The 22,203-nt window shown below is 46.0% G+C and carries 29 protein-coding genes; 5 read left to right on the top strand and 24 right to left on the bottom strand.

Features of this window, described 5'->3' with window-relative positions:
- Nucleotides 1–61 precede the first annotated feature (61 nt).
- Nucleotides 62–883: a Cof-type HAD-IIB family hydrolase gene (locus C7434_RS16825; RefSeq protein WP_033742381.1), complete on the top strand. Its 822-nt coding sequence runs from the start codon at nt 62–64 to the stop codon at nt 881–883.
- Between the two features lie 264 nt (nt 884–1,147).
- Here C7434_RS16825 and C7434_RS16820 read toward each other — a convergent pair whose 3' ends face one another.
- Nucleotides 1,148–1,831, bottom strand: coding sequence for a hypothetical protein (locus tag C7434_RS16820; RefSeq protein WP_133745694.1), 684 nt, complete (start codon nt 1,829–1,831; stop codon nt 1,148–1,150).
- Nucleotides 1,832–1,989: 158 nt separating this feature from the next.
- Here C7434_RS16820 and C7434_RS16815 point away from each other — a divergent pair, with 158 nt between their 5' ends.
- Together C7434_RS16815 and C7434_RS16810 are read left to right on the top strand one after the other, a co-directional pair.
- Entirely contained in the window at nt 1,990–2,301 is a 312-nt protein-coding gene (locus tag C7434_RS16815) for a hypothetical protein (protein ID WP_006121995.1), read from the top strand.
- A gap of 208 nt (nt 2,302–2,509) precedes the next feature.
- Nucleotides 2,510–3,571, top strand: coding sequence for a diguanylate cyclase (locus C7434_RS16810; protein ID WP_058702518.1), 1,062 nt, complete (start codon nt 2,510–2,512; stop codon nt 3,569–3,571).
- Nucleotides 3,572–3,634: 63 nt separating this feature from the next.
- Here C7434_RS16810 and map read toward each other — a convergent pair whose 3' ends face one another.
- The 17 genes from map to C7434_RS16720 form a co-directional block, all read right to left on the bottom strand.
- The gene (gene map, locus C7434_RS16805; protein WP_006121994.1) at nt 3,635–4,420 is read right to left on the bottom strand and encodes a type I methionyl aminopeptidase; all 786 of its coding nucleotides are present in this window, start codon (nt 4,418–4,420) and stop codon (nt 3,635–3,637) included.
- Nucleotides 4,420–4,662, bottom strand: a complete 243-nt coding sequence (locus tag C7434_RS16800; RefSeq protein ID WP_039339494.1) for a ParD-like family protein — start codon at nt 4,660–4,662, stop codon at nt 4,420–4,422. The genes map and C7434_RS16800 overlap by 1 nt, the downstream gene beginning before the upstream one ends.
- A gap of 124 nt (nt 4,663–4,786) precedes the next feature.
- Nucleotides 4,787–5,872 carry a tyrosine-type recombinase/integrase gene (locus C7434_RS16795; protein WP_133745693.1) on the bottom strand — a complete coding sequence of 362 codons (1,086 nt, stop codon included), beginning with the start codon at nt 5,870–5,872 and terminating at the stop codon, nt 4,787–4,789.
- Nucleotides 5,841–6,113: an excisionase gene (locus tag C7434_RS16790; protein ID WP_133745692.1), complete on the bottom strand. Its 273-nt coding sequence runs from the start codon at nt 6,111–6,113 to the stop codon at nt 5,841–5,843. Before C7434_RS16790 ends, C7434_RS16795 begins: the two co-directional genes overlap by 32 nt.
- A gap of 77 nt (nt 6,114–6,190) precedes the next feature.
- Nucleotides 6,191–6,445: a hypothetical protein gene (locus tag C7434_RS16785; protein ID WP_133745691.1), complete on the bottom strand. Its 255-nt coding sequence runs from the start codon at nt 6,443–6,445 to the stop codon at nt 6,191–6,193.
- 109 nt (nt 6,446–6,554) lie between these two features.
- Entirely contained in the window at nt 6,555–7,364 is an 810-nt protein-coding gene (locus C7434_RS16780) for a YadA-like family protein (RefSeq protein ID WP_133745690.1), read from the bottom strand.
- Between the two features lie 166 nt (nt 7,365–7,530).
- Nucleotides 7,531–7,812 carry a hypothetical protein gene (locus tag C7434_RS16775; RefSeq protein WP_133745689.1) on the bottom strand — a complete coding sequence of 94 codons (282 nt, stop codon included), beginning with the start codon at nt 7,810–7,812 and terminating at the stop codon, nt 7,531–7,533.
- 172 nt (nt 7,813–7,984) lie between these two features.
- On the bottom strand, nt 7,985–8,224 hold the full coding sequence (locus C7434_RS16770; protein ID WP_133745688.1) for an ANR family transcriptional regulator: 240 nt from the start codon (nt 8,222–8,224) through the stop codon (nt 7,985–7,987).
- 22 nt (nt 8,225–8,246) lie between these two features.
- Nucleotides 8,247–9,335: a RecT family recombinase gene (locus C7434_RS16765; RefSeq protein WP_226374669.1), complete on the bottom strand. Its 1,089-nt coding sequence runs from the start codon at nt 9,333–9,335 to the stop codon at nt 8,247–8,249.
- Nucleotides 9,336–9,364: 29 nt separating this feature from the next.
- A complete protein-coding gene (locus tag C7434_RS16760) occupies nt 9,365–10,168 on the bottom strand; it encodes a PD-(D/E)XK nuclease-like domain-containing protein (RefSeq protein ID WP_133745686.1) in 804 nt (267 codons plus the stop codon).
- Nucleotides 10,165–10,461 (bottom strand): host nuclease inhibitor GamL, encoded by a 297-nt coding sequence (gamL, locus tag C7434_RS16755; protein ID WP_133745685.1) that lies wholly within the window; start codon nt 10,459–10,461, stop codon nt 10,165–10,167. Before gamL ends, C7434_RS16760 begins: the two co-directional genes overlap by 4 nt.
- Nucleotides 10,458–10,643 (bottom strand): hypothetical protein, encoded by a 186-nt coding sequence (locus C7434_RS16750; RefSeq protein WP_133745684.1) that lies wholly within the window; start codon nt 10,641–10,643, stop codon nt 10,458–10,460. Before C7434_RS16750 ends, gamL begins: the two co-directional genes overlap by 4 nt.
- Before the next feature lie 397 nt (nt 10,644–11,040).
- Nucleotides 11,041–11,649, bottom strand: a complete 609-nt coding sequence (locus C7434_RS16745) for a pentapeptide repeat-containing protein (RefSeq protein WP_133745683.1) — start codon at nt 11,647–11,649, stop codon at nt 11,041–11,043.
- A gap of 334 nt (nt 11,650–11,983) precedes the next feature.
- Entirely contained in the window at nt 11,984–12,250 is a 267-nt protein-coding gene (locus tag C7434_RS16735; protein ID WP_133745682.1) for a hypothetical protein, read from the bottom strand.
- A 64-nt stretch (nt 12,251–12,314) separates the two neighbouring features.
- Nucleotides 12,315–12,512: a hypothetical protein gene (locus C7434_RS16730; RefSeq protein WP_133745681.1), complete on the bottom strand. Its 198-nt coding sequence runs from the start codon at nt 12,510–12,512 to the stop codon at nt 12,315–12,317.
- A 114-nt stretch (nt 12,513–12,626) separates the two neighbouring features.
- Complete coding sequence (locus tag C7434_RS16725; protein WP_205956240.1) at nt 12,627–12,914, bottom strand: hypothetical protein; 288 nt, start codon at nt 12,912–12,914, stop codon at nt 12,627–12,629.
- A 799-nt stretch (nt 12,915–13,713) separates the two neighbouring features.
- Entirely contained in the window at nt 13,714–14,361 is a 648-nt protein-coding gene (locus C7434_RS16720; RefSeq protein ID WP_166649061.1) for a LexA family transcriptional regulator, read from the bottom strand.
- A gap of 110 nt (nt 14,362–14,471) precedes the next feature.
- Between C7434_RS16720 and C7434_RS16715 the strand changes: the two genes are divergently transcribed.
- The gene (locus tag C7434_RS16715) at nt 14,472–14,723 is read left to right on the top strand and encodes a helix-turn-helix transcriptional regulator (RefSeq protein WP_033774741.1); all 252 of its coding nucleotides are present in this window, start codon (nt 14,472–14,474) and stop codon (nt 14,721–14,723) included.
- A 62-nt stretch (nt 14,724–14,785) separates the two neighbouring features.
- Nucleotides 14,786–15,913: a DnaT-like ssDNA-binding domain-containing protein gene (locus C7434_RS16710; protein ID WP_133745679.1), complete on the top strand. Its 1,128-nt coding sequence runs from the start codon at nt 14,786–14,788 to the stop codon at nt 15,911–15,913.
- A gap of 277 nt (nt 15,914–16,190) precedes the next feature.
- On the opposite strand, the gene nhaA is transcribed toward C7434_RS16710, so the two are convergent.
- From nhaA to C7434_RS16680, 6 genes are all read right to left on the bottom strand, one after another.
- Nucleotides 16,191–17,405 carry a Na+/H+ antiporter NhaA gene (nhaA, locus tag C7434_RS16705; protein WP_133745678.1) on the bottom strand — a complete coding sequence of 405 codons (1,215 nt, stop codon included), beginning with the start codon at nt 17,403–17,405 and terminating at the stop codon, nt 16,191–16,193.
- 341 nt (nt 17,406–17,746) lie between these two features.
- Nucleotides 17,747–18,334, bottom strand: coding sequence for a non-canonical purine NTP pyrophosphatase (locus C7434_RS16700; protein WP_133745677.1), 588 nt, complete (start codon nt 18,332–18,334; stop codon nt 17,747–17,749).
- A complete protein-coding gene (locus tag C7434_RS16695; protein WP_133745676.1) occupies nt 18,331–19,206 on the bottom strand; it encodes a DMT family transporter in 876 nt (291 codons plus the stop codon). The genes C7434_RS16700 and C7434_RS16695 overlap by 4 nt, the downstream gene beginning before the upstream one ends.
- Nucleotides 19,203–19,730: a TIGR00730 family Rossman fold protein gene (locus C7434_RS16690; protein ID WP_133745675.1), complete on the bottom strand. Its 528-nt coding sequence runs from the start codon at nt 19,728–19,730 to the stop codon at nt 19,203–19,205. Before C7434_RS16690 ends, C7434_RS16695 begins: the two co-directional genes overlap by 4 nt.
- 1 nt (nt 19,731) lies before the next feature.
- Entirely contained in the window at nt 19,732–20,808 is a 1,077-nt protein-coding gene (locus tag C7434_RS16685; RefSeq protein ID WP_133745674.1) for a hypothetical protein, read from the bottom strand.
- The gene (locus tag C7434_RS16680; protein WP_133745673.1) at nt 20,805–21,527 is read right to left on the bottom strand and encodes a class I SAM-dependent methyltransferase; all 723 of its coding nucleotides are present in this window, start codon (nt 21,525–21,527) and stop codon (nt 20,805–20,807) included. Before C7434_RS16680 ends, C7434_RS16685 begins: the two co-directional genes overlap by 4 nt.
- Nucleotides 21,528–22,203 lie beyond the last annotated feature (676 nt).

Below are 22,203 nucleotides of genomic sequence, written 5' to 3'. Positions count from 1 at the left end.
ACAGCGAGTAAGCTTAACCACACAGTTAGCCTGTTAAGGCCGGGAGCAAAGGGGGAGTAAAATGGCAGTAAGGATGATTGCAGTGGATATGGACGGTACCTTTCTTGATGAAAACAAGCAGTACAATGTCCAGCGCTTTTCACGCCAGTATGCTCTGCTCAAAGAAAAAGGTATTCATTTTGTGGTCGCCAGCGGCAATCAGTATTACCAGTTACAGCGATATTTTCCTGACATCAAAAATGAAATTGCCTTCGTGGCAGAAAACGGTGCGTGGGTGTCGCATGGCGATGAAGTGATATTTTGTGGCGAGCTGGCAAAAGAAAGGGTACACAGCGTACTCGATATTCTGGCCAGAGAACCGGATATCAGCGTCGTTGTTTGTGGCCGCAAAAGTGCTTATGTTCATGCGTCCATGCCGGATAGCGTGATCGGCATGCTAAAAAATCATTATTACCGACTCGAGAAGCGCGACAACCTTTACGATATTGATGACACTGTCTTTAAGTTCTCGCTCAATCTGGCGCACGAAGGGATTGAAAGCCTGATGACGCGTTTGCATACCCAATTGGGCGAAATCGATCACATCATGCATCCCGTTTCCAGCGGTTATGGCTTTATTGACCTGATTATTCCGGGTTGCCATAAAGCACACGGTATCGCTTTGCTTCAGCAAAAATGGGGCATTAGCGATTGTGAAGTGGTGGCTGTCGGCGACAGCGCGAATGATATCGAGATGTTACGTCAGGCCTGCTTTAGTTTTGCAATGGCCAATGCGGGTGAGGCTGTCTCGGCTGTCGCGCGTTTTAAAACCGAGAGTAATACGGACGAGGGCGCGCTGAATGTGATTGCCCGCGTTCTGGCTCGTGAATTTCCATTCGACTGATTTCACTAATCAGATATCAACCAACCCAAATCACGTCCTGCGGAAACCACAGGTGACGTTGTCACTTGTAGCGATGTTTTCAGGGGCTGCTCACTCATCGTGAGCAGCCTCCCTGACGAGCCTGAACGTAAGCTGAGCATCAACGAGGCATAATATAGTTACAACATACTTTAAGCGTTTTAGGTTATCCCTGGCATTAACCTATGTGCCTGTTTCGCCTGCCAGATGCAAAGGCTGGCCCGATGCATATCGGGCCATGGAAGGTTAGCGATCGGCTTTATTTTCATCAACACCGGAGGGATCGTTTTCAGCCTCTGACTGCCACGGTTTCAGGAGCTGAATATCCAAAATGACATAAACCATCGTACTGATAAACAGTGAAATGACGCTACCAAACACACCGCTGGTAGTGAAGGTAAGATAGTTATAGATGATTAACCATGTGAGGCAAATGAACATCGCGAGCGCCAGCATGATGGATGAAAGCGAGTAGTTGCTGGTACCCGCGCCTTGCTGATGCGTCAGTTTAAATACATGACCTGTGGTATACCTTTCCAGAATCAAAAGTGTTCGTTGCCAGTTACGGCGTTGACGTGAACCCGCGCGCACAAGAAACAGGTAAAGCACAGAAATAAAAAAGCCGGAAAAGGCGATAAGCACCGGCACGGCTTCTAACGCGTATTCAATACTTTTGTGACTCGCCCCGGCGGGACTCAGGTCCAGCGTCAGTGATGCACCCAGCGCCGCATAGAGAAAAACGAACAGGGCCAGAAACGTGGTCGTCCGTTTCCAGTCTGCCTCAGCCTCATGATTTTTTTGCTGTAGCGCGATAGTATAAGCGCGATCAATGTGTTCAGCGTGGGGAGAGTGCATCTCAATGACGTCAACGGGTTCGTCCAGAAGTGCGGTGATAAATGCTTTATGATCGTCAGGCAGGGGGATTTTCATTATCCAGATTCTCGTTGTTAATTTTCGCTTATTTTAGCTGTCCTGAGACGAAATGATACTCACGTTGCCGGTTAAAATGCGTTAAGAGGCAAGCAAATGCCTTTTATTCATCCGGCTTGTTGTACACTGCCGATGATCCCACGACGAGGAAAGCGACGATGAATGACAAGAAAATGATTTCCATCGATCAGTTCAGCGATGAAGAGCGACTTGCCGTCAATGAAGTGCTTCATCATTTGATTGAAAAATACCGCCAACGTACGGGTAAAGAACCGGACGTCAAAAAAGAGAAAGCGCTTAACCTTGAAGCGCGTCAGCAGGTGATGGCGGATAAATTGCTTAAAGAAAAGTTAAAAGCAGAAAAGGAAAACAAAAAACCTGTCCGAAAAAAGAAACCGTCCTCACTGACTGCCAGTGAAGTCAGCGATTTTAACTGGTCTGCGTCGGTCGCGAAGGGCCGCAGGAGATAGCGGCAATGTATTGCTAAATTGACAGCCTGATGCATGACAATGAGGTGATGTTGCGCGTTGGGCTTAAACGTATTTTTTAAAATGCGGGCAGCTAAAATTTTCTCGTCAGAAAAAATAATAAATAAAGCGGAAAGAATCTTGAAAAGTCATGCTGCCTGCTCTTTTTGTAGATAAACTGCATTATATAGACTGCTAATTACGCCTTCGAATGACCTATTACTCACCCGATGATAATCATCTCAAAATGCGATCGACGCGATTTGTTCGTCGCATGTTCGCAATGCGTCAATTAGGGACGATTTTATGTGCCATGCCAATCGCTTCTGTATTAGTCGAACAGGGTCACGGCATCTCCATTTTTGCGTTACTGATCGGTAATGTCATCCTCTGGCCGTCTCTGGCCTATCGCCTTGCGGCTTCCGCGCGTGATTCAACCGCGAGGGAAAGAATGAATCTCACGCTTGATGCGGCGTTTGGCGGTATCTGGGTCGCGTTGCTGGCGCTGAGTCCCATGCCGTGTTTTGTGATCATGGCAGTATTAATTTCCGACCGTTACGCAGCAGGCGGCTGGCCACAGCTCTTGTCCGCATTTCAGTCATTTCTTTTTGCCTTTCTTCTGGTCTGGACGCTTGAAGGCGCGCCGGTATCAATGACATTCAGCCTGCGTACAGCCTGGCTGACATTACCGCTGGCGACCTTTTATATGCTGGCGTTAAGCGTTGTATCCCATAATCTGACGTATATGCTGCGTCAAAAAAATCGCGAGCTTGAACGTATTGCATTAATGGATCCGGGTCTGCAAATTCCTAATCGACGTCTTTTTGAGCGCCGACTCGAAAGCGAATTTCTTCGTACCCGCCGTGGAGACAGTAAAGCCTATCTGATTCTGATCGATGTTGACCATTTCAAACATGTTAACGATACCTATGGTCACGAAGCAGGGGATTTTCTTCTGGCGGAAATTTCAGGTTTATTACGCGACAGTGTGGGAATGAAAGACACACCGGCGCGGTTCGGTGGCGATGAGCTGGGCGTCATTGTCCGTGATGCTGATGACGCTGGCATCGTCAAACTCGCTGAGCATATTCAGTGGCGCATTACGCAGTTACGGTTGCCTGCTTCGCCCGATTTTACCTGTTCAGTCAGTATTGGTATTGCCTGTGCAGAAAAAGCCAGTTCGATACACGAATGGTTGCGCCGTGCCGATGAAGCGTTATATGACGTTAAGCGCTCAGGACGTAATGGTTTAAAGTTATGGCGAGGTCTTTAAGCACAGGGCACGATATCTTATACCGCAAAAATAAAGCCGCCTGTTAAGGGCGGCTTTATTGACTCAGATAGCGGGATAATCGCCCGTTCCCTCGGGCCAGGGCGTGAGCAGGTCAAAACCCGTGTCGGTAACGGCAACGGTATGCTCCCACTGTGCGGAGAGTGATCGATCCTTCGTGACTACCGTCCAGCCATCGGAAAGTACGCTGGTGCCCGCTTTTCCGGCATTGATCATCGGCTCGATAGTAAAAATCATACCAGCTTTCAAGGGCATCCCTTCACCGGGCGTACCGTAATGCAAAATTTGTGGGTCGGTATGATAAATCTCGCCGACGCCATGACCGCAATATTCTCTGACAACCGAAAAGCCGGCATTTTCAGCAATGCGCTGAATGGCTGCCCCTATATCGCCTAAGGTCGCGCCAGGACGGACAGTTTTTATACCGGCAACCAGCGACTGGTAAGTGATATCGACCAGGCGTTTGGCGCGCACGGACGGTGTGCCAACAAAATACATGCGGCTTGTGTCGCCATACCAGCCATCTTTGATAATGGCGACATCGATATTCACGATATCACCGTCTTTCAGTTTTTTTGCCGCAGGGATGCCGTGACAGACAACGTGGTTTACAGAGGTGCAGGTGGTTCGCGTATAACCGTGATAACCGATATTAGCCGGCGTCACGTTGAGTTCATTGACAATAAAATCGTGGCAAATATCGTCCAGCTCTTCCGTCGTAATGCCTGGACGAACGTGCGGTGTGATCATGGCCAGCACCTGTGCTGCAGCATGACCTGCCGCGCGAGCTTTTTCGATTTCTTCGGCGGAATGTATTTTCACTGTTCCCATTACACTTCTCCCTGTGGGGCCAGGTCACTCTTATGCAGCACCTGGCGAATATCAGCACCGCCGTTCATTTCTATACGAATGAGCGTTTGCGCCAGTTCATTTTGCGTTAACTGCGGATAGAGCTCGGCCAGCATGCCCAGTTTTAACCAGTGCTCAGCCTGCGAGTTGATCGAGCGGCTCATTGCCTGACTGGCAATACGAAGATTCTCATGCATCACGTCGGATATTTTTACGATGCCCATACTCATCCTGTATATAAAATGTATGCGTTTTATATACAGGATAACGCTAACGTCATGAGTTGCAAGAGCAAATCGACGGCCGTTCGAAAATGTCCGAAATTTGTCCGAATTTCTCATACATTGCTTATACCAAAACAAACTCATTTGACCGTGGGTCGAGATATTTTTTGGTCATCGACAGGTTTTTATGGCCCAGTAATCGCTGCGCAAACTCCTCCCCAAACCGGGCTTCGTAAAGCCTTCCGGATAAGCTGCGAATTTCATGGAAGGTGGGAGGATTTGTTTCTTCACTCAAACCGCAACGCTGACGTGCTCGGGCAAATGCCTGGGTGATATTGCCGGGCGAAACGGGGCCGGGCTTGCGTCCGTTCCGTCGGGTAGTGGAGTAAATGAAGTACTCAGAAGGATTATTCTCACGGCATAATCCAATGACCTCATTGAGGGTTATACCGATTTCTTTCATTTCCAGATCAACAGGTATGGCGAGTTTACTCCCTTTTTTGCTCTGAGTAACAAACAGGCGGCCGTTGCTGACATCGCTGAATTTCATGCGGCTGATGTCTTCACGTCGCTGTGCCGTCACCAGCGCTAATAACATCGTTCTGTATAACCAGGGCTCTGATTCGCGAACGCATTCGGTGAGCAAATTGAACTGATCCATCGTTAACCGGCTTCTCTGTACCGCAGGCTGTCTGGCGCGCGTGGGCTCAACAGGGTTTCTTTCTATCAGACCCGCCACAATAGCCTCGCGGAAAATATCATTGAGCAGGCTACGCAGAATGACTGCCATGGTCCTCTTGTCGTCAGCAATGTAACCTTCTATAAATTCCGCGATATGACGGGTCGTAACCGAGGACAGGGAGTAGTCACCGAGATGTTTTGCGATGACTTTGAGCTGATAACGGCGAAGACGCATTGTTGTAGGCTTAACATGCCGACTTGCCAGAACAAGCTCATATCTTGAAAGCCAGGTACCTACCGTCATTACCGCATTCATCTGTAATTTCGCCAGCAGGGCAGAGGGCGTGTGATTTTGTTCAATGTAATTGTTTGCTTCTAATGCCTGCGCGATGGCTTCTCTCCGGGCAATACTGCCCAGAAAGAATTCCTTTCCCGTTTGAGGATTGCGCCAGTGATAGGTTTTGCGTTTATGCCTGTAAGTCAGATTACGGGGAAGGTTAGAATCGTAGGTTTGAGGCCTTTTCGCCATTGATGATTTTCTCCAGCAGCGAATTACCTGAGCCAGAACTGCTTGGGTGGCTGTTCAGGTTTCTTGTCAGTTTTCGTGGATTGATATAAACAGAGTCAGGGTGGAGCTTATATTCTTTGCCGTGCAACTGAGGGCAGGGATAAATACGGCCTTCCCGTGCCCAGCGCCGCAGGGTTGAGAGAGAGGGCGGCACAGAATATGTTGTGCTCGCCCATTCCTGCAAATTGAGTAGCTTCGTCATGTTCTGCCTCCGGAATTACGGCATAAAAAAACCGCCCAGCGGGCGGTCAGGTTCTGTCGCTGTGTGACTTGCTGAAATCAGGGTTTTTCTTTCTCACTCGCGCAAGGACACTCATGTTTCAGGTTCGGGTTATGCCCTAAGAGGTTATCAATCTTTACGTTATGCAATTTGGTCAGTGCATCAGCTGCGGATTGATGATACCGGCTGGCCTCTTTGGAGCTGACCATACCCTTGAATTTTAGATCTTCAATAATCTTAACTGACTCTGTCAGCGTTGTTGTCACCGCCAGTAAAGTGTCTATTACTTGCTTAGCTGCTTCACGGCTATGCATAACCCGCCTCCTAACATAATCAGGGTAAGGATGCCTGACAGGGAGTTCAGGCATCCGCTAAGTGAGCTTGGTAAATGACCATTGGTTGAAAGGTGTGTCAGGCAATCACTTACCACCCAACAGAAAGACCGGCTGCCACACCAAGGTTTCTACTGGTGTCATAACTCAGATAGGTTCCGCTTCGGACATTGTCGCCCAGCTTGAAAATCGACCCCCATGCAAGCGCCGATTGTCCGCCATATGAACCACCACTTAACCCCATGCTGACGTTTTTTCCCTCAATAAAGGGGATCGCGTTCATTGCCATCGCCGCACTTATCCCGGCCATCGCTTTTTTGTCGTTCTTTCTAATATCATTTTCAATGTTGCTGAATCGGCTTTCAGCTTCGAATTTAAATGTACTTAACTGGCTGGTGACAGTTTGGATAGCATGAGTGTTATCAGTAATGAGCTCATGATTATGAAGAGTAGCTTCATGGTTGACCGCAATAGCTGAACGATTGTGGTTAATGTCGTTCCTGTTAGCTTCTGTTCTGGCAATATTGGCCCCAATTTCCTCTTTGTTGGCCTCTATGCCTGCTGCGTTAGTACTGATACTCTGCTTGTTAGTTTGAATGTCAGCAGCATTTGTGCGGATATTCTTCTGGTTGGTCTCAATCTCAGCAGTGTTGGTGCTGATGTTGTCTCGATTGCTTTCAATGTCATCAGCGTTAGCAAAAATGTTCTTTTTATTGGTTTCTATGCTCGCGGCATTTTCATGAATATTATTTTCAATGGCTGATGTGTCTATTTCAGCAAAGTGTTGCTCAATGGGTTTTTCCTTCTCGGAGGGGCGAAATATGGAAAGTATATCTGCATATGCCGGTGTTAAAACTGACACACATAAAATAAAAAATGGCATGGCTGTTTTTAATTTCATTTTCTCTGTGCTTTTGTATTTAATTGGTAGAAATAAAATGACAGGGCGGCAGGATTTTTAACTGGTAATCCATTGCTGTCAAAGTGGTATGCTGTAATAAAGCGTTGACTTTATTTATCGGATTTCTTTTTAATGGTTTCACTACTCCTATTAATTTAATTTGAAATTAATCCTTACTTTCTCTGCTCACCTCACAGAACTCAAATTTTAAAGTCGCGAATAAAGGGGCAATGTATTCATCTTTTTTCGCACGTTTATTGAGCGACTCAACAGCCTCTGAGTAGGAGGAAAATAAACTCTCTCCGTTACCTCCCGGTGGCATGATGACCCATGCCACCGGGTAAGCGGTAAGTGAGAGCTTTGCAATAAGATAGACCAACTGCTCAGAAGGATCTGATGAGGAATGGAAAAGGAAATTATCAATATATTCTAAGATTTTATTTTTCACCACTTACTCCTTCAGGTGCAAAAGTCTGAGAATGCCGAGTTTGGTTGTTCTTTTTTTATTGCTTATTACCCCTGTGCGTTGAGCTCGTAAATTATCACTGTGGTTATGCTCAGTGAAGTCATAAAAATGAATTTATGTGGTTTGCAGACCATAATTTTTTAAACTCCTGAGTTCAGGATTTAGCAGGAAAACAATTATAAGACCAACCATTACGTATTACGCTTAAACAATAATGGTTACGGTGCTCTGCCCATTGGGCATTAATAATGTTTTTTGCGAGCTTTGCTGCCTGTGACCAGAGTTTCTCGGCATGTTCGTATTGGCCGCGGCTTTCGGCAAATGCAGCGGCCTCGGCTACCGTATAATATCGAACGTTGCGTAATTCGATTAAGGGGTGGTTATCGGTATTCATTGATGACTCCTGCTAAAAGCAGCTAGTGCGTTTCTGTGTTTAAGGCTTCTTCCTCGATTTCAGCCTTTCTGACAAGAAAGGCATCTGTGGCTTTTTCCAGCAGGGCTGGCGTTGGTTGCAAAAGTTTTGCCGCATACGCATAACATCGGTCGAGTGCTCTGACTGACTTGCTGTTCATGGCGGCTTCACAAAAATCAGTCAGCAATTCTTCTGGGGAGCGTTTTTGTTTACCAGTATCCGCCTCACTCATAACCTCAGCTCCACATTGAAGCGGAACCGGCTGCGTATTATCTGATGGCTTAATGGGTGACCTCGCAGGAGGTTCAGGTGGCAAAGCGGGGGCAGGGGTCTCTGCTTTTGGATTGTCGGGCAAAAGCACCTCTACCTTCTCTGCATTATTACCGATTTCTGTGTCATCGATTTTCATCGAATGATTAATGTAATCGTTCAGATCACCATCCTGTGTGGATGGCGTGATATCACGTTCGGTCTTAACCGTACCTTCCAGTTCATCGGTCGTATAAACACCGAGGATGACATCCGGGCAATGCAACCGGGCCCACCTTTTAATAGCCAGATACGCGAGCTGCTGTTTCGGATCGCTCGCCCACAGCGTTGAATTTCTCACCTGTGCTTGTGATAACAGCAGTTCCAGAACGCGAGGTTCCTGCTCATTCTTCATTGTCGCCCACACGCGGACGCCGCAGCCGGCTTCATCTTCAAGCGTCCAGTCGGGAACGGTGTACTTGTGTCCTTTACCTGACGTTTTTTCGACGAATTTGCCTAAGACCTTTTCCCAGGGGCCAAACCACTCATAATGTGGACGGTCACGGGTGGGTGCCATAGTTGTGATAACGGCGTTCACCAGTTGTGCCTCGTAGCCGAGTACGCCATTGACCAGGAAGGTTTTCTGAGCGACGGCGAAGGGGTTCATGCGCCATTGTGCGGCCTGCATGGCGACGGCAAGACAGTCAGCCGTTTTGCCCGCAAGGTGTGCTGGTACGGAAACTCTGCTGCTGGCCATGATGTCAGCAAAGCGAATCAGCTTGTCCAGTGCATCCGGACTGAAAATCGTGGCTGCAGTGCCTGCATTTTCAGCGTCAGTATTCATCAGTTGGGTGTTCATCGTGGTTTTTCCTGTTAACGTGCCCATGCAGGGCGGCGGATAGTTTCAACGCCGCCCCAGTGACCACTGAGACGGCAATCATGGTATGTGTTGAGGTCGCGACGAAAAAGGTTGTATCCGGCGCTCAGATCATCCTCATGGACTTCAAAAACCCGGACTGGGTAGAGTCCGCAGTCAATGGCTTCGCTTACCGCAATAAAGACAAACTGCGGATGCGTGTTAAAGGTGTTGAAAAAGCCTTCGGAATACATGGCTGCCTGAACGTGGTACCTGAATTCTTCGATATGGCGAGCAAAGCGGGACATGTCACAGACCTTTTTTAAATCAATGACAAGAGGCCGGTTCATCAGCATTTTGTCGGGTCGGATGCGGCATAACTCTTCTGTTTCATTGTCAGTCCAGTAAACAGAGGATTCACAATGGCCGTCTGCTTCAAGTAAAAAACGCGCGGTATGGTGTGCCATTACGCTCTCGCGCATCAGCTGCAGCTTTCGGCCCTGTTCGGCGTCCATAACGCTCAGACCGTGCACACGGGTTTCTTTTATGAATGCCTGCTCATCCGCTTTACCCTGGGTGGTACGCCGGTTGAACGAGGGGGCCACAACGAAACGTTTGGCGAATTCCTCTGGTTCCAGCAGCAGGCAGTGCAAAGCGCTCCCCATGTCGAGCGCAGCCGTTTTTTCAGCATCAACAGGCGCATGTTTACGCCACAGGTAGACTGCCGGGTTAATGGCGATGTCATCCAGTTGCGATTTACTGATGCCGGGTCCGGCATGGTAGGCCTCATTGCTGAGGCCATAGTAAATGCCCGGTTTCATGAGACTGTGTCCTCCCAGCCAAGTACCACCTGCAGGTTGTAATTCCGTGCTGCCTGCAGGTAGGCCAGATTTCTGATGAAGCTGATGTACTCCTCGTCTGCTTCCGGATGGGCACAACATTTCTTTACTTCCGGATGCAGATTCCAGTGGCGGAACAGATAGAGGTAGTCAGGAAAACAGCTCAGCAGACGTTCTGCTTCGTCATCAATCCACTGTTCCTTCCTGATAGCCTCTTGTTCCTGGGCATCAAGGTGGTCCTTGTGAAGTTCAAGTAATGCACAGGGGTCTCTCATGGTTCGTACTCCTTAAGCAAAATTTCAATCAGCCTGTCTGCCAGCAACTGCAGCAGAGGTTTTGGCGGCGCTGGAGGGAAGCTGGCGCTACTGAGAATGTTTTCAGAGCTGAATTCGATTGAACGAACAGCGTGAAAGGGGCGAGCAAAAGCGGCATCGCCCCTGATGTCTGGTTGCATCATGGGAAATGTTCCTTTGAACGGTCTGTTTAAATGGCTTCGTTGCCGAAACGTCCGGCGGTGTGGAGAGGGCTTCGGATTAGGGTTTTGTTGAAGTATCATTATTTATGGTGAAACTGGTCTCAGTTCCGCGTTCAGATTTCCTCCTCGCGGCGGGCCGCTCGGGTAGCTGCATAGATGAGTGCAGGGTCTCCAGATATGAATGTGCGAATAATAAACAGTCCTGTGTGAGTGACCTCAGCGTCAGGTGCGACTTTAAGAGCTGCCTGAACCACTCGGTCATGAACGAAAGCCTTCAGAATGCAGGTTTTAATGAGGAGCGTTCCGCGTTTTGGTGTCGCAATATATTGAATTCTCATTTTTTTGAGTCCTCTGTCGTTAATTCAAATAACCGTAGACTTCAGTGACTACTTTGCACCCATTCTGGCCGTGCACCGACGCCCATATGGCAGTCGAGAATATCCAGCAACCGCGGGTAAAAGTTGAGCGCATTTTGTCCATCCATTTCTTCAACTTGCTCACGGGTCATTGTGCGCCAGTTTTCGATAGTGTGTAGCTGACATCCCGCCTTAAGATAGATACCGTTCATGATGTGGATGTCATAGCGTTCACCTACAATCAGCCAGGTTTTTTCAGGCATGCGGGTTGCTAAAAAATGGCAGTAACGCAGGTCTACACCCAGCAGGCTCGCTCCACGAAGGTCTGCTAAACTGAAATCGGTAAACCTGACAATCGCATTGTTGAGTGAGGCATTGTTAAGCTTCGCGCCATGAAGCGAGGCGTTACGTAAATCGCATTTTTCAAGCGTTGCGTTTCTCAGTTTTGTGAAATGCAGACGGGCACCCTGGAAATTCGTATGGTAGAAAATAGCGCTGTCTAGTCTCACCTTTTCAAGGTCATACTCCGCTAAACATGCACTGGTTAAATGCAGTCTCTTTCCTTCTCTGCCCTCAGAGTCCAGCCAGCGCTCATGAGCAGCAAGGTGATGTTGAAACTCTTCTTTTTTCATGATGTTTCCTCGTTTCAGGCAAAACGCTGCCTATATTTGTTTGTCATAGTCCGCGTGACTGAGCAGTTCCCAGTGCTGACCATTGTCTTTTGATAACAGTCGCCACTGAGGCGTCACACGCAGGGTGAGATATTTGCCCCGGTAAGTTCGTCTCGCATGAACCAGACCGGCGCGCCAGTGTTGCTTGATTCGCTGAGCCCGCAACCTTATTCGTGCAGGAGCATGAGGTTTGGGCATCAGCTAACCCTCATTTCGTTGTGCCTCATAAAATGTCGCCTGCTGACGTAAAAAAACCGCCTTGGGGGCGGTCAAAATTGACGTGATGACCGGTATCTTAGTCATCCATTTTTTCTTCCTGTTGAGATTCACAACAGGTGCATTGAGGCCTCATCTCAGGATGCTGTTCAAAGATGCCTTCAAGGTTTGCACCGAGCATTTTATCCAGTGGGTCCATGAGGCTTTGACGATACAACGCTGCTTCCTCTGAACTCACTTTGCCATCCTTATTCATGTCATAGATTTTTTGAACGGATGTAGTGACGAGTGCTGTTAATGCCAGCAGAGTTTCAGTAACGAATTCCGCTGCTTCACGGTTTTTCATAATGTGTCTCCAACTGGGTTGAATGCCCTGCGGGGGGAGGCGCTCCAAGCAGGGCTCAACTGGGTTAATGAATAATGATAATGCGGATGTGGCGGACAAAATCTGCCAGGTCTGCGCCCACGTTCTGCCACTGAGTCAGTGCCCGGAGCACGTCAACACGGGACTGGCACTGACAGGCTTCCAGATAAGACTTCATATGCATCAGTGCGAGGTGCTGCATTTCTTTCGAAGAGAGAGCATTCGGGGATGTGTTTTTTTGCATATGTTATTCCTTTTTTATCAGGCATAAAAAAACCCGCCGAAGCGGGTTGAGTTTGGTTTGTCTGGCCGCATGGATCGCGGTATCACCTTAATGGTGAGGTGGGGTTAATATCATTCAGTTTTGCGGCTGCTCAGATTCATGCGGGGGATTGTCATATTCCCCTTCATAAGGCTGGCATTCGGCGCCTAAATCTGGATAACCGCCCGTGATAATGGGGTCCAAAAGTTCGGTATAAAGGATCTCCAGGATCACATTCACCTTGTGCATGTGCGTACCCGCCTGCTCTTCAGTGACTTTCCCCTCTTTCTGATACTGATGCATCTGGGCAACAGACACTCTGAGTTCTCGGGATAACGTCATCACTGTCTGGCTGATACGAACTGCAGCTTCACGATACAGCATGGCTACTCCTCCTGTAGGCCTGCCCTAAGGGCAGCGTGAAATGATTACTGATGTGAAAAAAAACCCTGGTGTTGACCTAAGAGGTGAACATCTTCACGGCAAAAAAAATCCCGCACGAGGGGGCGGGAAAGAACAAGAGTTATCATTATTATGGCCAGGGGATCACTACTTTCCTTTCATCAGGCTGTCGTGCTTGGCCTGACGATATATTTATAGCGAATCCCGTTTTCATAATTCTGAATAAATGCTGAAACTCAGGAATGTGATGGTCCACTAAGCAGTATGAAGGTTCGGGGAATCAACGGGATACGGATAACTTGTAAGTGAGTAAGTAGGATTTTTTCTTTATGGGCTTACTCTTTCCGAAGCAGCGACGTCGGGCGTCACGTAACGGAGCTAACTCAGCGTCGCTTGCTAGCGCATGATACTCTTGGATATGGGGATAGGGTGCCCTCGGGTCAAAACTGCGTCCACACAGAGGGCAGTCGATAATGTGCTTCTTCATACAATCCTCCGTCAACAAAGGAAATGATACTGGTGAGTACCATCTCTTTTGTTGCAGGGAGGTTGGGTTTTGCCACTTCGGGATCTCGCGCTTCTGCACTCCTCCCGCCCGACAATATGCTGTGCCGTTCAGCTTTTCATAAAGAGTACCCACTGCGCGTTTAATGTTCAATACAAAATGTATCGTTAGTCGGCGAGTTTAATTTCATTGATTTTATTAGGATAATGTGGGGGTGAAGAGGTGATGTTCTGTTTTTAGGTTGCTGCTTATGTATACTTAGTGTTTTATTCTGTCCTATTTCAATTTTAGTTTTGACTCCACGCCTACGGCTAAAATCCTATGTTTATCAGTCATTGAGTCCACTGGCCATCTTGGGTTCATTGGTACTAGCAAGCGCCTATGGCCATCCGATTGAATCTTTTTGAAGCTAAGGTCACTAGCGCTATCTGATGTAACAAGTATCAGATCCTCGTCTTGTGGGGTTCTACCCATATCAAATAAAACCAGAGAACCTGACGGCACTCCAAAACCGGTAGGAGACAGCATGGCATCACCCTCGACCCTATACCAAAACCCTTTGCCAAGAACGACAGCAGCTGACTCGATCCACTCATTAGCAATAACCTCGGATTCTTTTGAACCTAAGTTATTAATATTCCCTAGGATAATTTCTTTAGAAAACAGCGGATAACACTGGATTGCTTTTTCATGTTCACAATTTTTAAAGCTATCCAAAGTTAATATTGATCCATCTTTATCCACTTTGAATTCATTAACATTTAGCAGATGAAGAATTTTTGCTATGACTTCAAGTTCTGGTGAGCGACGAGCATTCAGCCAATGGCTTACCGCACCGGGTGTAATACCTAAGTGTTCTGACAGTTTCTCCTGAGTGATTCCGAGATCCTTCATTCGGCTTTTAGCGACTTCGTTCCATTTCATGAGCATCAATGCCTTACAAGTTTCGTGTTGTTTTAACCTCGGCGTATATTTTTGTATGCATCGTTGCATCTTATATATACATAATGTATAGATCCCCTATGGAGGTACTTATGAACAACTTAAAACTTTATAGAAAAGCTATCGGATTGACTCAAAAGGAGCTTGCTCATCTAGCTAACTGTTCTCCCGGAGCAATATCACATTGGGAATCAGGTAAGCGTCAGATGACAATTAATACTTGCCGAAAGATGATAGACATCCTCGGTTCTTATGGTTTTTGTACAAGTATGGATCAATTTGTAACTTCTTCAACCCAACCAAGTTCAACTCCTCCCGACAACTTTACTTCACAGTCCACATAATTTACAGATAAATCAATGTGTAATAAATGCGAAGGTTCTGTATGTGCGGCACAAGTATAAAAATGAATGCCTTGCTGAAGACACATCCCAAAGTCAATCAGATCGCCGCATGGCTTGAGCGCAAGCCAGATGGGTGTGAACGATTGGACGTCTCCCTTGATGGGCAGAAATCTTTACTCCTGACACGAAATGTTACCAGGTGCATTACAGTCACTGGTTTGCTCAGTATTTGGGGAGCAGCAAAAGAATACGCCCCAAATGACGTGTTCATTAATGCCGACCTAAGCTATCTGGATGTGCTTGCTGAGTTTGAAGGGTTTGGTGAGGCAATGGCTGCAGTAGGGTGGGCCGTTTACGATGCTGAAAATCAATGTGTTGTTCTAACAACCGGTGATGAGCTTGAAATGGTTAAGAGTTCAAAACCCTCCGCAGCTGCTGAACGTCAGCGCCGTTACAGAAATAAGAAGCGTGCTCAGAAAAGCGTTACACCAAGCGTAACGCGTAACGTAACGCGTTACGCGTGTTTTGATTATTTAAGATCTAAAACAACACATAACAATCAAAACAACACACATACCGCGCGTGAAAATTCCGGTGGTACTGTGGATAACCCAGAGTCTGATATGCTGCAAAGCCATGTGGCACAAGGATTTATGGCAGAGCAGGGGTCTAAGGCGGAGGTGCTGCTTCAGCCGATGCAGCCACAGGTTGATCAGGATAATGGCGTAACGCGTTACGTTACGCAAAGCGTAACGCCCGAGCATAACGCTACCGTAACGCAGCGTAACGCATCAGCACTGGTGCAACGTAACGCTTCTGTCGTAACGCAGCGTGATGCACTTCAGCAAATTCCTCCAGCGGTTAGCCAATATCCCACTAGCGCAGAATCTCCAGAGCATAAGTTCGTTATGTTTGACGGGTGGCAGCCTTCACAAGCATTCACTCAAACCGCCAGTCATATAGGCATAAAGATTTCAGATACACCTGACAGGCTTCAGCTGGCTGATTTTGTGCGTTACTGGATGGCAGAAAACGTGGCGTACTACCAAAGCCAGTGGGAAATAAAACTGGCACGGTTCATTGAGAAGGGGTGTAAAAAGCCTCCCACAAAGCGCTTCAGCGAAAGACGAGACTTCACGCAAGTTTCAGAAATGGATTACGCAATACCTGAGGGGTTCAGGGGAGGGTGAGAGGTTTCTACGTCCGCTTTGAGCGAGAAGCGGACATTTATCACCAGATAGATTCTGGTCTGGGGGAGTTCTACTTAGAGCAGAAGATTTTTAGCTTTTCCAACTGAATGAATAAGGGATTAATGCGATGCAAACAGCCTTGAGGAGCGCTTACCGCGCTTTTTTTAAAACCTGAACTGGTTGAACACCCTCCCCTTATCAGAATCCCGCTCGCCTGCAGCCAATGCAAGGAAGCGGGATTGATTGTCCTCTCAAGAGCTAGGCACGGTTCATTCAACTAGATGGATTGCCCAGATGTTCGACGCTTGGCACACAGCAATACAACGACACCCAGGATGGCGGAAATGACAGAGCCCATCAGCACACCGACCTTCACTTCGTCGACCAAATGCTGGCTGTCCGGAAAAGCCAGAGCGCCGATAAAAAGACTCATCGTGAAACCAATGCCGCATAAAAGCGCAGTTCCGTAGAGTTGTAGCCATCCACATCCAGTGGGTGGTTTTGACAACCCTGAACTGATCGCTAGTGCAGCGAAGCCAAACACCCCGACTTGCTTCCCAAGTAGTAATCCGAGAGTCACTCCCAGCGGCACCGGGTCGACCAGGTTGTCAGGAGAAATACCTGCAAGCGATACGCCCGCATTGGCAAAGCCGAAGATAGGCACAATGGCAAGCGCTACCCAAGGATGAAGCTTGCCCTCCAGGCGTAAGAGCGGTGACCTACTCTCGTTCTCCGAGTCACCTAAAGGTATACACAACGCAAGAATGACACCCGCCAAGGTCGCGTGAACACCGGATTGAAGCATAAAGAACCAAAGTAGCCCGCCAGCTAATAGATAAGGAAAAAGCCTAGTTACTCCACAACGATTGAAGACCACCAAAAGAACGATAACGGCCAGCGATGCTAGGAGCATGCTGACGGACAAACCACTCGTGTAGAACAGTGCAATAATTACCACTGCCCCCAGGTCATCCAGAATCGCCAAGGCGGAAAGGAAGACCTTGAGCGATATAGGCACACGCTTTCCAATCAACGAAAGCACCCCGAGAGCAAAGGCGATATCAGTTGCTGCTGGAATGGCCCAGCCTCCCATGGTCACAGCGTTTCCCCAGTTAATGGCGAGGTAGATTAGTGCCGGTACAAGCATGCCCCCCAAAGCGGCAAATCCTGGCAGAGCCCTTTGGTTCCAGCTGGATAACTGGCCGACCAGCATTTCACGCTTGATCTCAAGGCCTACTAGCAAGAAGAAGGCAGCCATCAGGCCGTCGTTAATCCAGTGCTCAACCGACAGGCCAATGACCTTGATATGCAGTGCTGAGAAATAGCCAGCAGACAGAGGGGAATTGGCGACAACAAGCGCAGCGAAAGCTGATGCCATGAGGATCAGGCCGCCCGCTGACTCAGCGGCAAAGAATCGGGACAGAAATGCAAGAGCGGAAGATGTTGCAGGGTATTCGTGAGCGTCTTTAAGGCGCGAGGGATCCAGGTTCATTGGGCACGGGAACTCCACGCGGCGGCCCGACCTGCGTTGAGTTTTCCTGCCCTGCCGCATTATGCGGTGACACCCGGCATCCATCTTACCGCAACCTAACCACCAGAGTCTTGGAATACTTCTCTCTCCAGACCTTTTTAATCCTGCTCCCCCATTCTGTGGCAGTGCGGTGACCGGTTCCCAGCAAACCAATATAGCGCGATGTAAGCAAGTTCCGCTTCTGGCACTAAGCGGAAGTCTGACTGGGCTGAAGGTCCGCTATGAGCGAAAAGCGGACGTTTGCTTCAGCTAACGTAAGTGATAACTGAAAATTGTAAATTTATTGGCTTATATATTTTTGATTATACGTCATCTTGATTAACTTCTCGTATAAAATCAGTAAGCTGGGTGAAAGGAGTTTCTTTTCTCCACTTATCTTCCAGTGCTGAAGCCTGCAATGGATTGAGTTCACTAAAATGTTTACCATAATCGCTTAAGCCGATTATATTCCAAAGCTGTGACCAGCCATGTATGCTGCTATATGGTTTTTCAGTGAGATAAAGATTATCTCTGATAAACGTAAACTCATGCTTTTCTTTTTTTTCATTGTAATAGCAAATGCAACTTCTGAAATAGCATTCGCGATTCTTTATTCCACTCATTACTTTGAGTAAGCCTTCCGTGCCAAGAGTTTCTAAAACATATTTTACATAAACCCCAGGAAACTCTTTTAGGGCAGGAATATGAAAACTACTGTCTTCCACAAAAAAGGGGAGATTAATTTTCCCTGATACATACTCTGCTTTTTTTTTGCAAACTTCATTTGCATATTCAGCCTGTATCTCAGGAACAAACATGATGGTCTGTTTTAAGTTAATTCCACAGGAGTCAAAATGTCGCCGTGCATCTTTGAATTTTTCTGAGTTGCCTGTAATAAAATGAATCATCATTTTTTTACCTGTGTTAGGACGGAGCTAAAAACTATAAGGATAACTGATAAGAATATAGCGAAGTTCATTCCTTGGTTAAAGAATAAAGCAGAGAAAATAAAAGAAAAAACAAGTGTTGCGTGATTTGAAAAACTTAATGAAAACGGTGTGCTTCGGCCCGATATAAAAAGCATTAGTGCTATTGCCGCAATATTAAATACAACACCTGTTAAATAAATACCTGTGCTACTAATCTGTATATTGCTGGGTAATCCGTCATTTAAAATTAAAAACAAGCATCCAGAAACAAGATTTGTAGCAAGAAGGAGTTGGTTGTACGTTATTCCGGCGCGAAAAGAAGCTTTCAGAAAATAGCCGCTAGCCGCGTATGAAAGTGGTACTAAAAGCATGATAACATAATAGAATGAAGAAGCATTGCCAGAGCTACTATCTAACTGAGGCACTATCAATAGAGATGCCCCAAAAACACCAGAGGCTAGTGCCACTATAGATAAAGCACTAAGCCTCATCTGTCCGAGCATAAGGCCTAGTATCATTGAAAATACTGGCGTTAAGCTTGTTATAAGAGAGGTTTCGGCAGGACTCATTTGCTGCAAGGAAAAGTAAAGAATGCAGTATGGAAAGAATACTAAAGTCAATGCTGTACTAAGCAACCAAATGCAGGATTTAATGTTCACATCTGTCAAAATCCTCACATTTCTCTTTAATAATGCCAATATAAGAATAGCGATGACAGTTCCAAAGTTCAGAACTATGGGGAAATCAAAAATACCTGCCCCATTTGTTAAAAGCAACTTGCCAAGGACTGATTCAGATGCCCATAAAAGGCCTAATAGCAGTATTAGTGTACCATTAAGGAGATAATTAATCATGATTTTGTGAAGTACTCATCAAGCGAGGCGTATTTTCTGAATGTATCTCTTCCTTCAGTAATGATCATCTCTTCACGCTCAGCTATTTTAATAAATTCAAAAAACTTATCCCAATAGTTATTGATATTTATAAAGCTTACAGTTTGCTTAATCAGTCCTAACTGTTTTTGTGTGATGACTTCGCACGTCTCATCTAATGTCCCAAAACCACCTGGAAGAATGAGAAACTCATCAGCTATATTTATCATCGCTATTTTTCTCAAGCTAAGTGAGTCGGTTTCTATTATTTCAAGTGAACTTTCTGGTAAAGGTTCAGAGGGGCGAACCTGTGGACACGTTACGCCTATCACTTTACCTCCGGCAGCTTCTGCTCCTTCGGTAAGCTTTCCCATTAATCCGCTCCGAGAACCTCCATGTATGATTGTATCACCTCGCTTTGCCAGACGGTTACCTGTCTCGTAGGCTGCATAACTTAAAAGTGGATTGATACCATTCCCTGAACTGCAAAATACACATATATTCATATTAGTGGCCCAGTAATTCCTCGAAATATTTCACGGTGTAATTCCTGAAAACTTTACGCGGGTGTTCTAACCAACCCGAGACTTCTTTCCATAGCCGATAGTAGATATCACTTCCAAATGTGTGCTCAAGACAGGTGGAGTCAACGTTATATTTGGGAAGGTGTGCATAACAGTCACTACCTATCTGAGCAGATTTTGCCAATTTTGCGCCAAACTCATCTAATATTACAGGCGAAAAAAAACGGAGCGGGTGATCTTCTACTGGAACACCATAACGTATTAACGCCTCCATGTTTAGGGTGGCGTATTGAACCCAGTCAGCACCATCACTCATCATGTTTTGTCCATCAGCCTTTTTCATCTTGTATATATAATAAATTTCGCGAGCGAGTGCTCTAACAGGAGTGTTTATATCGAAAAGATCAGTATTGTTTACAGACAAAAGACCTTCATAACTACCATGTAAAGGGCAAGAGCATTCATAAATACGGCCACCATCTGTACTTTTACCTGCATACTCCCCACCTGTCTTTTCGGCGAAATCGCATACTGGACAGGCGAATCTTACTTTAAATTTCTTTTCTGAAGGGCAGAGAAGTGTAGCTAACTCATCCTCCCTCTCAATCAAGTTAATAATTATTTCTCTTACTTCAGGGGTAGACTGGAAGTCGTTATAACTCCAAGAGTTATATGGAATGCCTGAAATATCAGAAAAAATCTTTAGAAGATTGCGAAATTCTTTCAAATGCTTTTCGGACTTAGAGTCATAGTCATTACAAGGAGATTTACCCAGCGTTCTGTAGAAAATAGAACCATCAATTTCGCACGTATCGCCCGGTGCGTTCTCAAGCTCCCAAAAAAGAACCTTGGACTCTGTACCACAATTGTCTTTAAGCTTTTTAGCAAGTGCGAAAGTGCTAATTAACGAAGTAACTGTCCCAAAGTGAGGGTAACTATTTGGCTGAGCTGCCGGATGAAATACAAGCTGACTTTTCCCTTTGAGTTTTTCATTGTATAAATCTTCTATACTATGGGTAGTATGACTAATTCCAATAGGGGGCAGTGTTTTTTTCATCATCTTTTACCATATGCATTAATTTGAAAAACGGACAATGCGTTATGACTCTTATTCATATATTCAGGATTGTGAATTTTTAAATTTTCAAAGTATGAATCACGTTCATAATTTGACGCAAAATTTCGCATAGGAAAAACTTCAGGATGAATTTCAACGCGATCAAATTCTTTTTCAAGAAAAGACAATAGTTCGTTCTTATCGAAGCTACATGTTGGCCAACCAATAAAATCAGCTTTGTTTTCAGGGTGGGAGTAAATTTTAGAAAAAGTTTTAACACCAACATAACTAAATGCACCGGAAGCAACAATTAGATCCGTGTTTGACAGAAGATTAAAATTCTCTTCTTTAAGTTCTTCCTCTTCGAGATTCTGGCATATGAGATAATCTATATAATTCTCTTTTAGCGCATATGCCAGGGCCCTGTCTGAGACATCAATACCGATCACATTACATATATTGTTAGCAAAAGGAGATGATTTTTCATCCCAATTACCGTATGGAACTCTATATTTAGCTATCCTGCCATTGAATCCATAACTACAAGCTACATCAATGATTTTGCACTCTCCACGCTGCTTCGTATAGATTTCCATTTGCTTTAAAAGCGGACCATAAACAAAATCATCATTCCGATAATTCAGTCTTCCAAGCTGTGAGATATAACTGTCAGGTGTAGGCTGGTTATATATTTCATTAAAGTCATTTTTTTTGAAATCCAAACTAGTGCCCTCGTCAAGTAACCCTGAGTTATATTAACCATCCTTAAACAGTATTCAACAGTATGTGAACAAAAATATGCATCATTTTTATTCTTTTAAATATAAAACAATGAGTTGTATGATAATAAATGGTTTAACATGATGTTAATTTTCATGTTGCATTATGTTGGTTGAAATTTGACCAATAAGCCGTCACTTCCCTTTTATAGAAGAATATTTTTCAAGAAAAAACGAAAGTTAATTTTAGCAGTTAATTAAGGTGGTGGCATTGTTATTGCGCTTCCCCTCAATTTAGTACAGGCCGCTTTAGCGGGGTACGCTTCTGGCACAACATGGGCATTAAAGAATACCTGAGTCCGTTATATGCGACACCGTTCAAAGTCGGGTCAGAAGTTAAACGAACTCCACTGACATGCATACTTGAGGTATGTGGTGCTAAATAGTTTAAAAAGCTATGAGCTGACACATCTCGCTTTTGCGCATTTCGTATATACATGCATATAGCTCACAGAGGGGTTATGAAAAGCGTTGATGGAACCAGTCATAAAGTTCAGGACGTGCTGCTATCACCGAACCTTCATGGGCTTCTTCGCCAGAAAATTGCCTGACCTGAATGCCGTTTTCCTGGGCAATCAATTTTCCTGCGGCGATATCGTAATAACTCAACCCGTCCTCA

The organism is Pantoea sp. PNA 14-12 (genome assembly GCF_004364735.1).
Lineage (GTDB): Bacteria > Pseudomonadota > Gammaproteobacteria > Enterobacterales > Enterobacteriaceae > Pantoea > Pantoea stewartii.
Note: the sequence above shows the minus strand (reverse complement) of the source record. Positions and strands in the feature narration are given on the sequence as shown.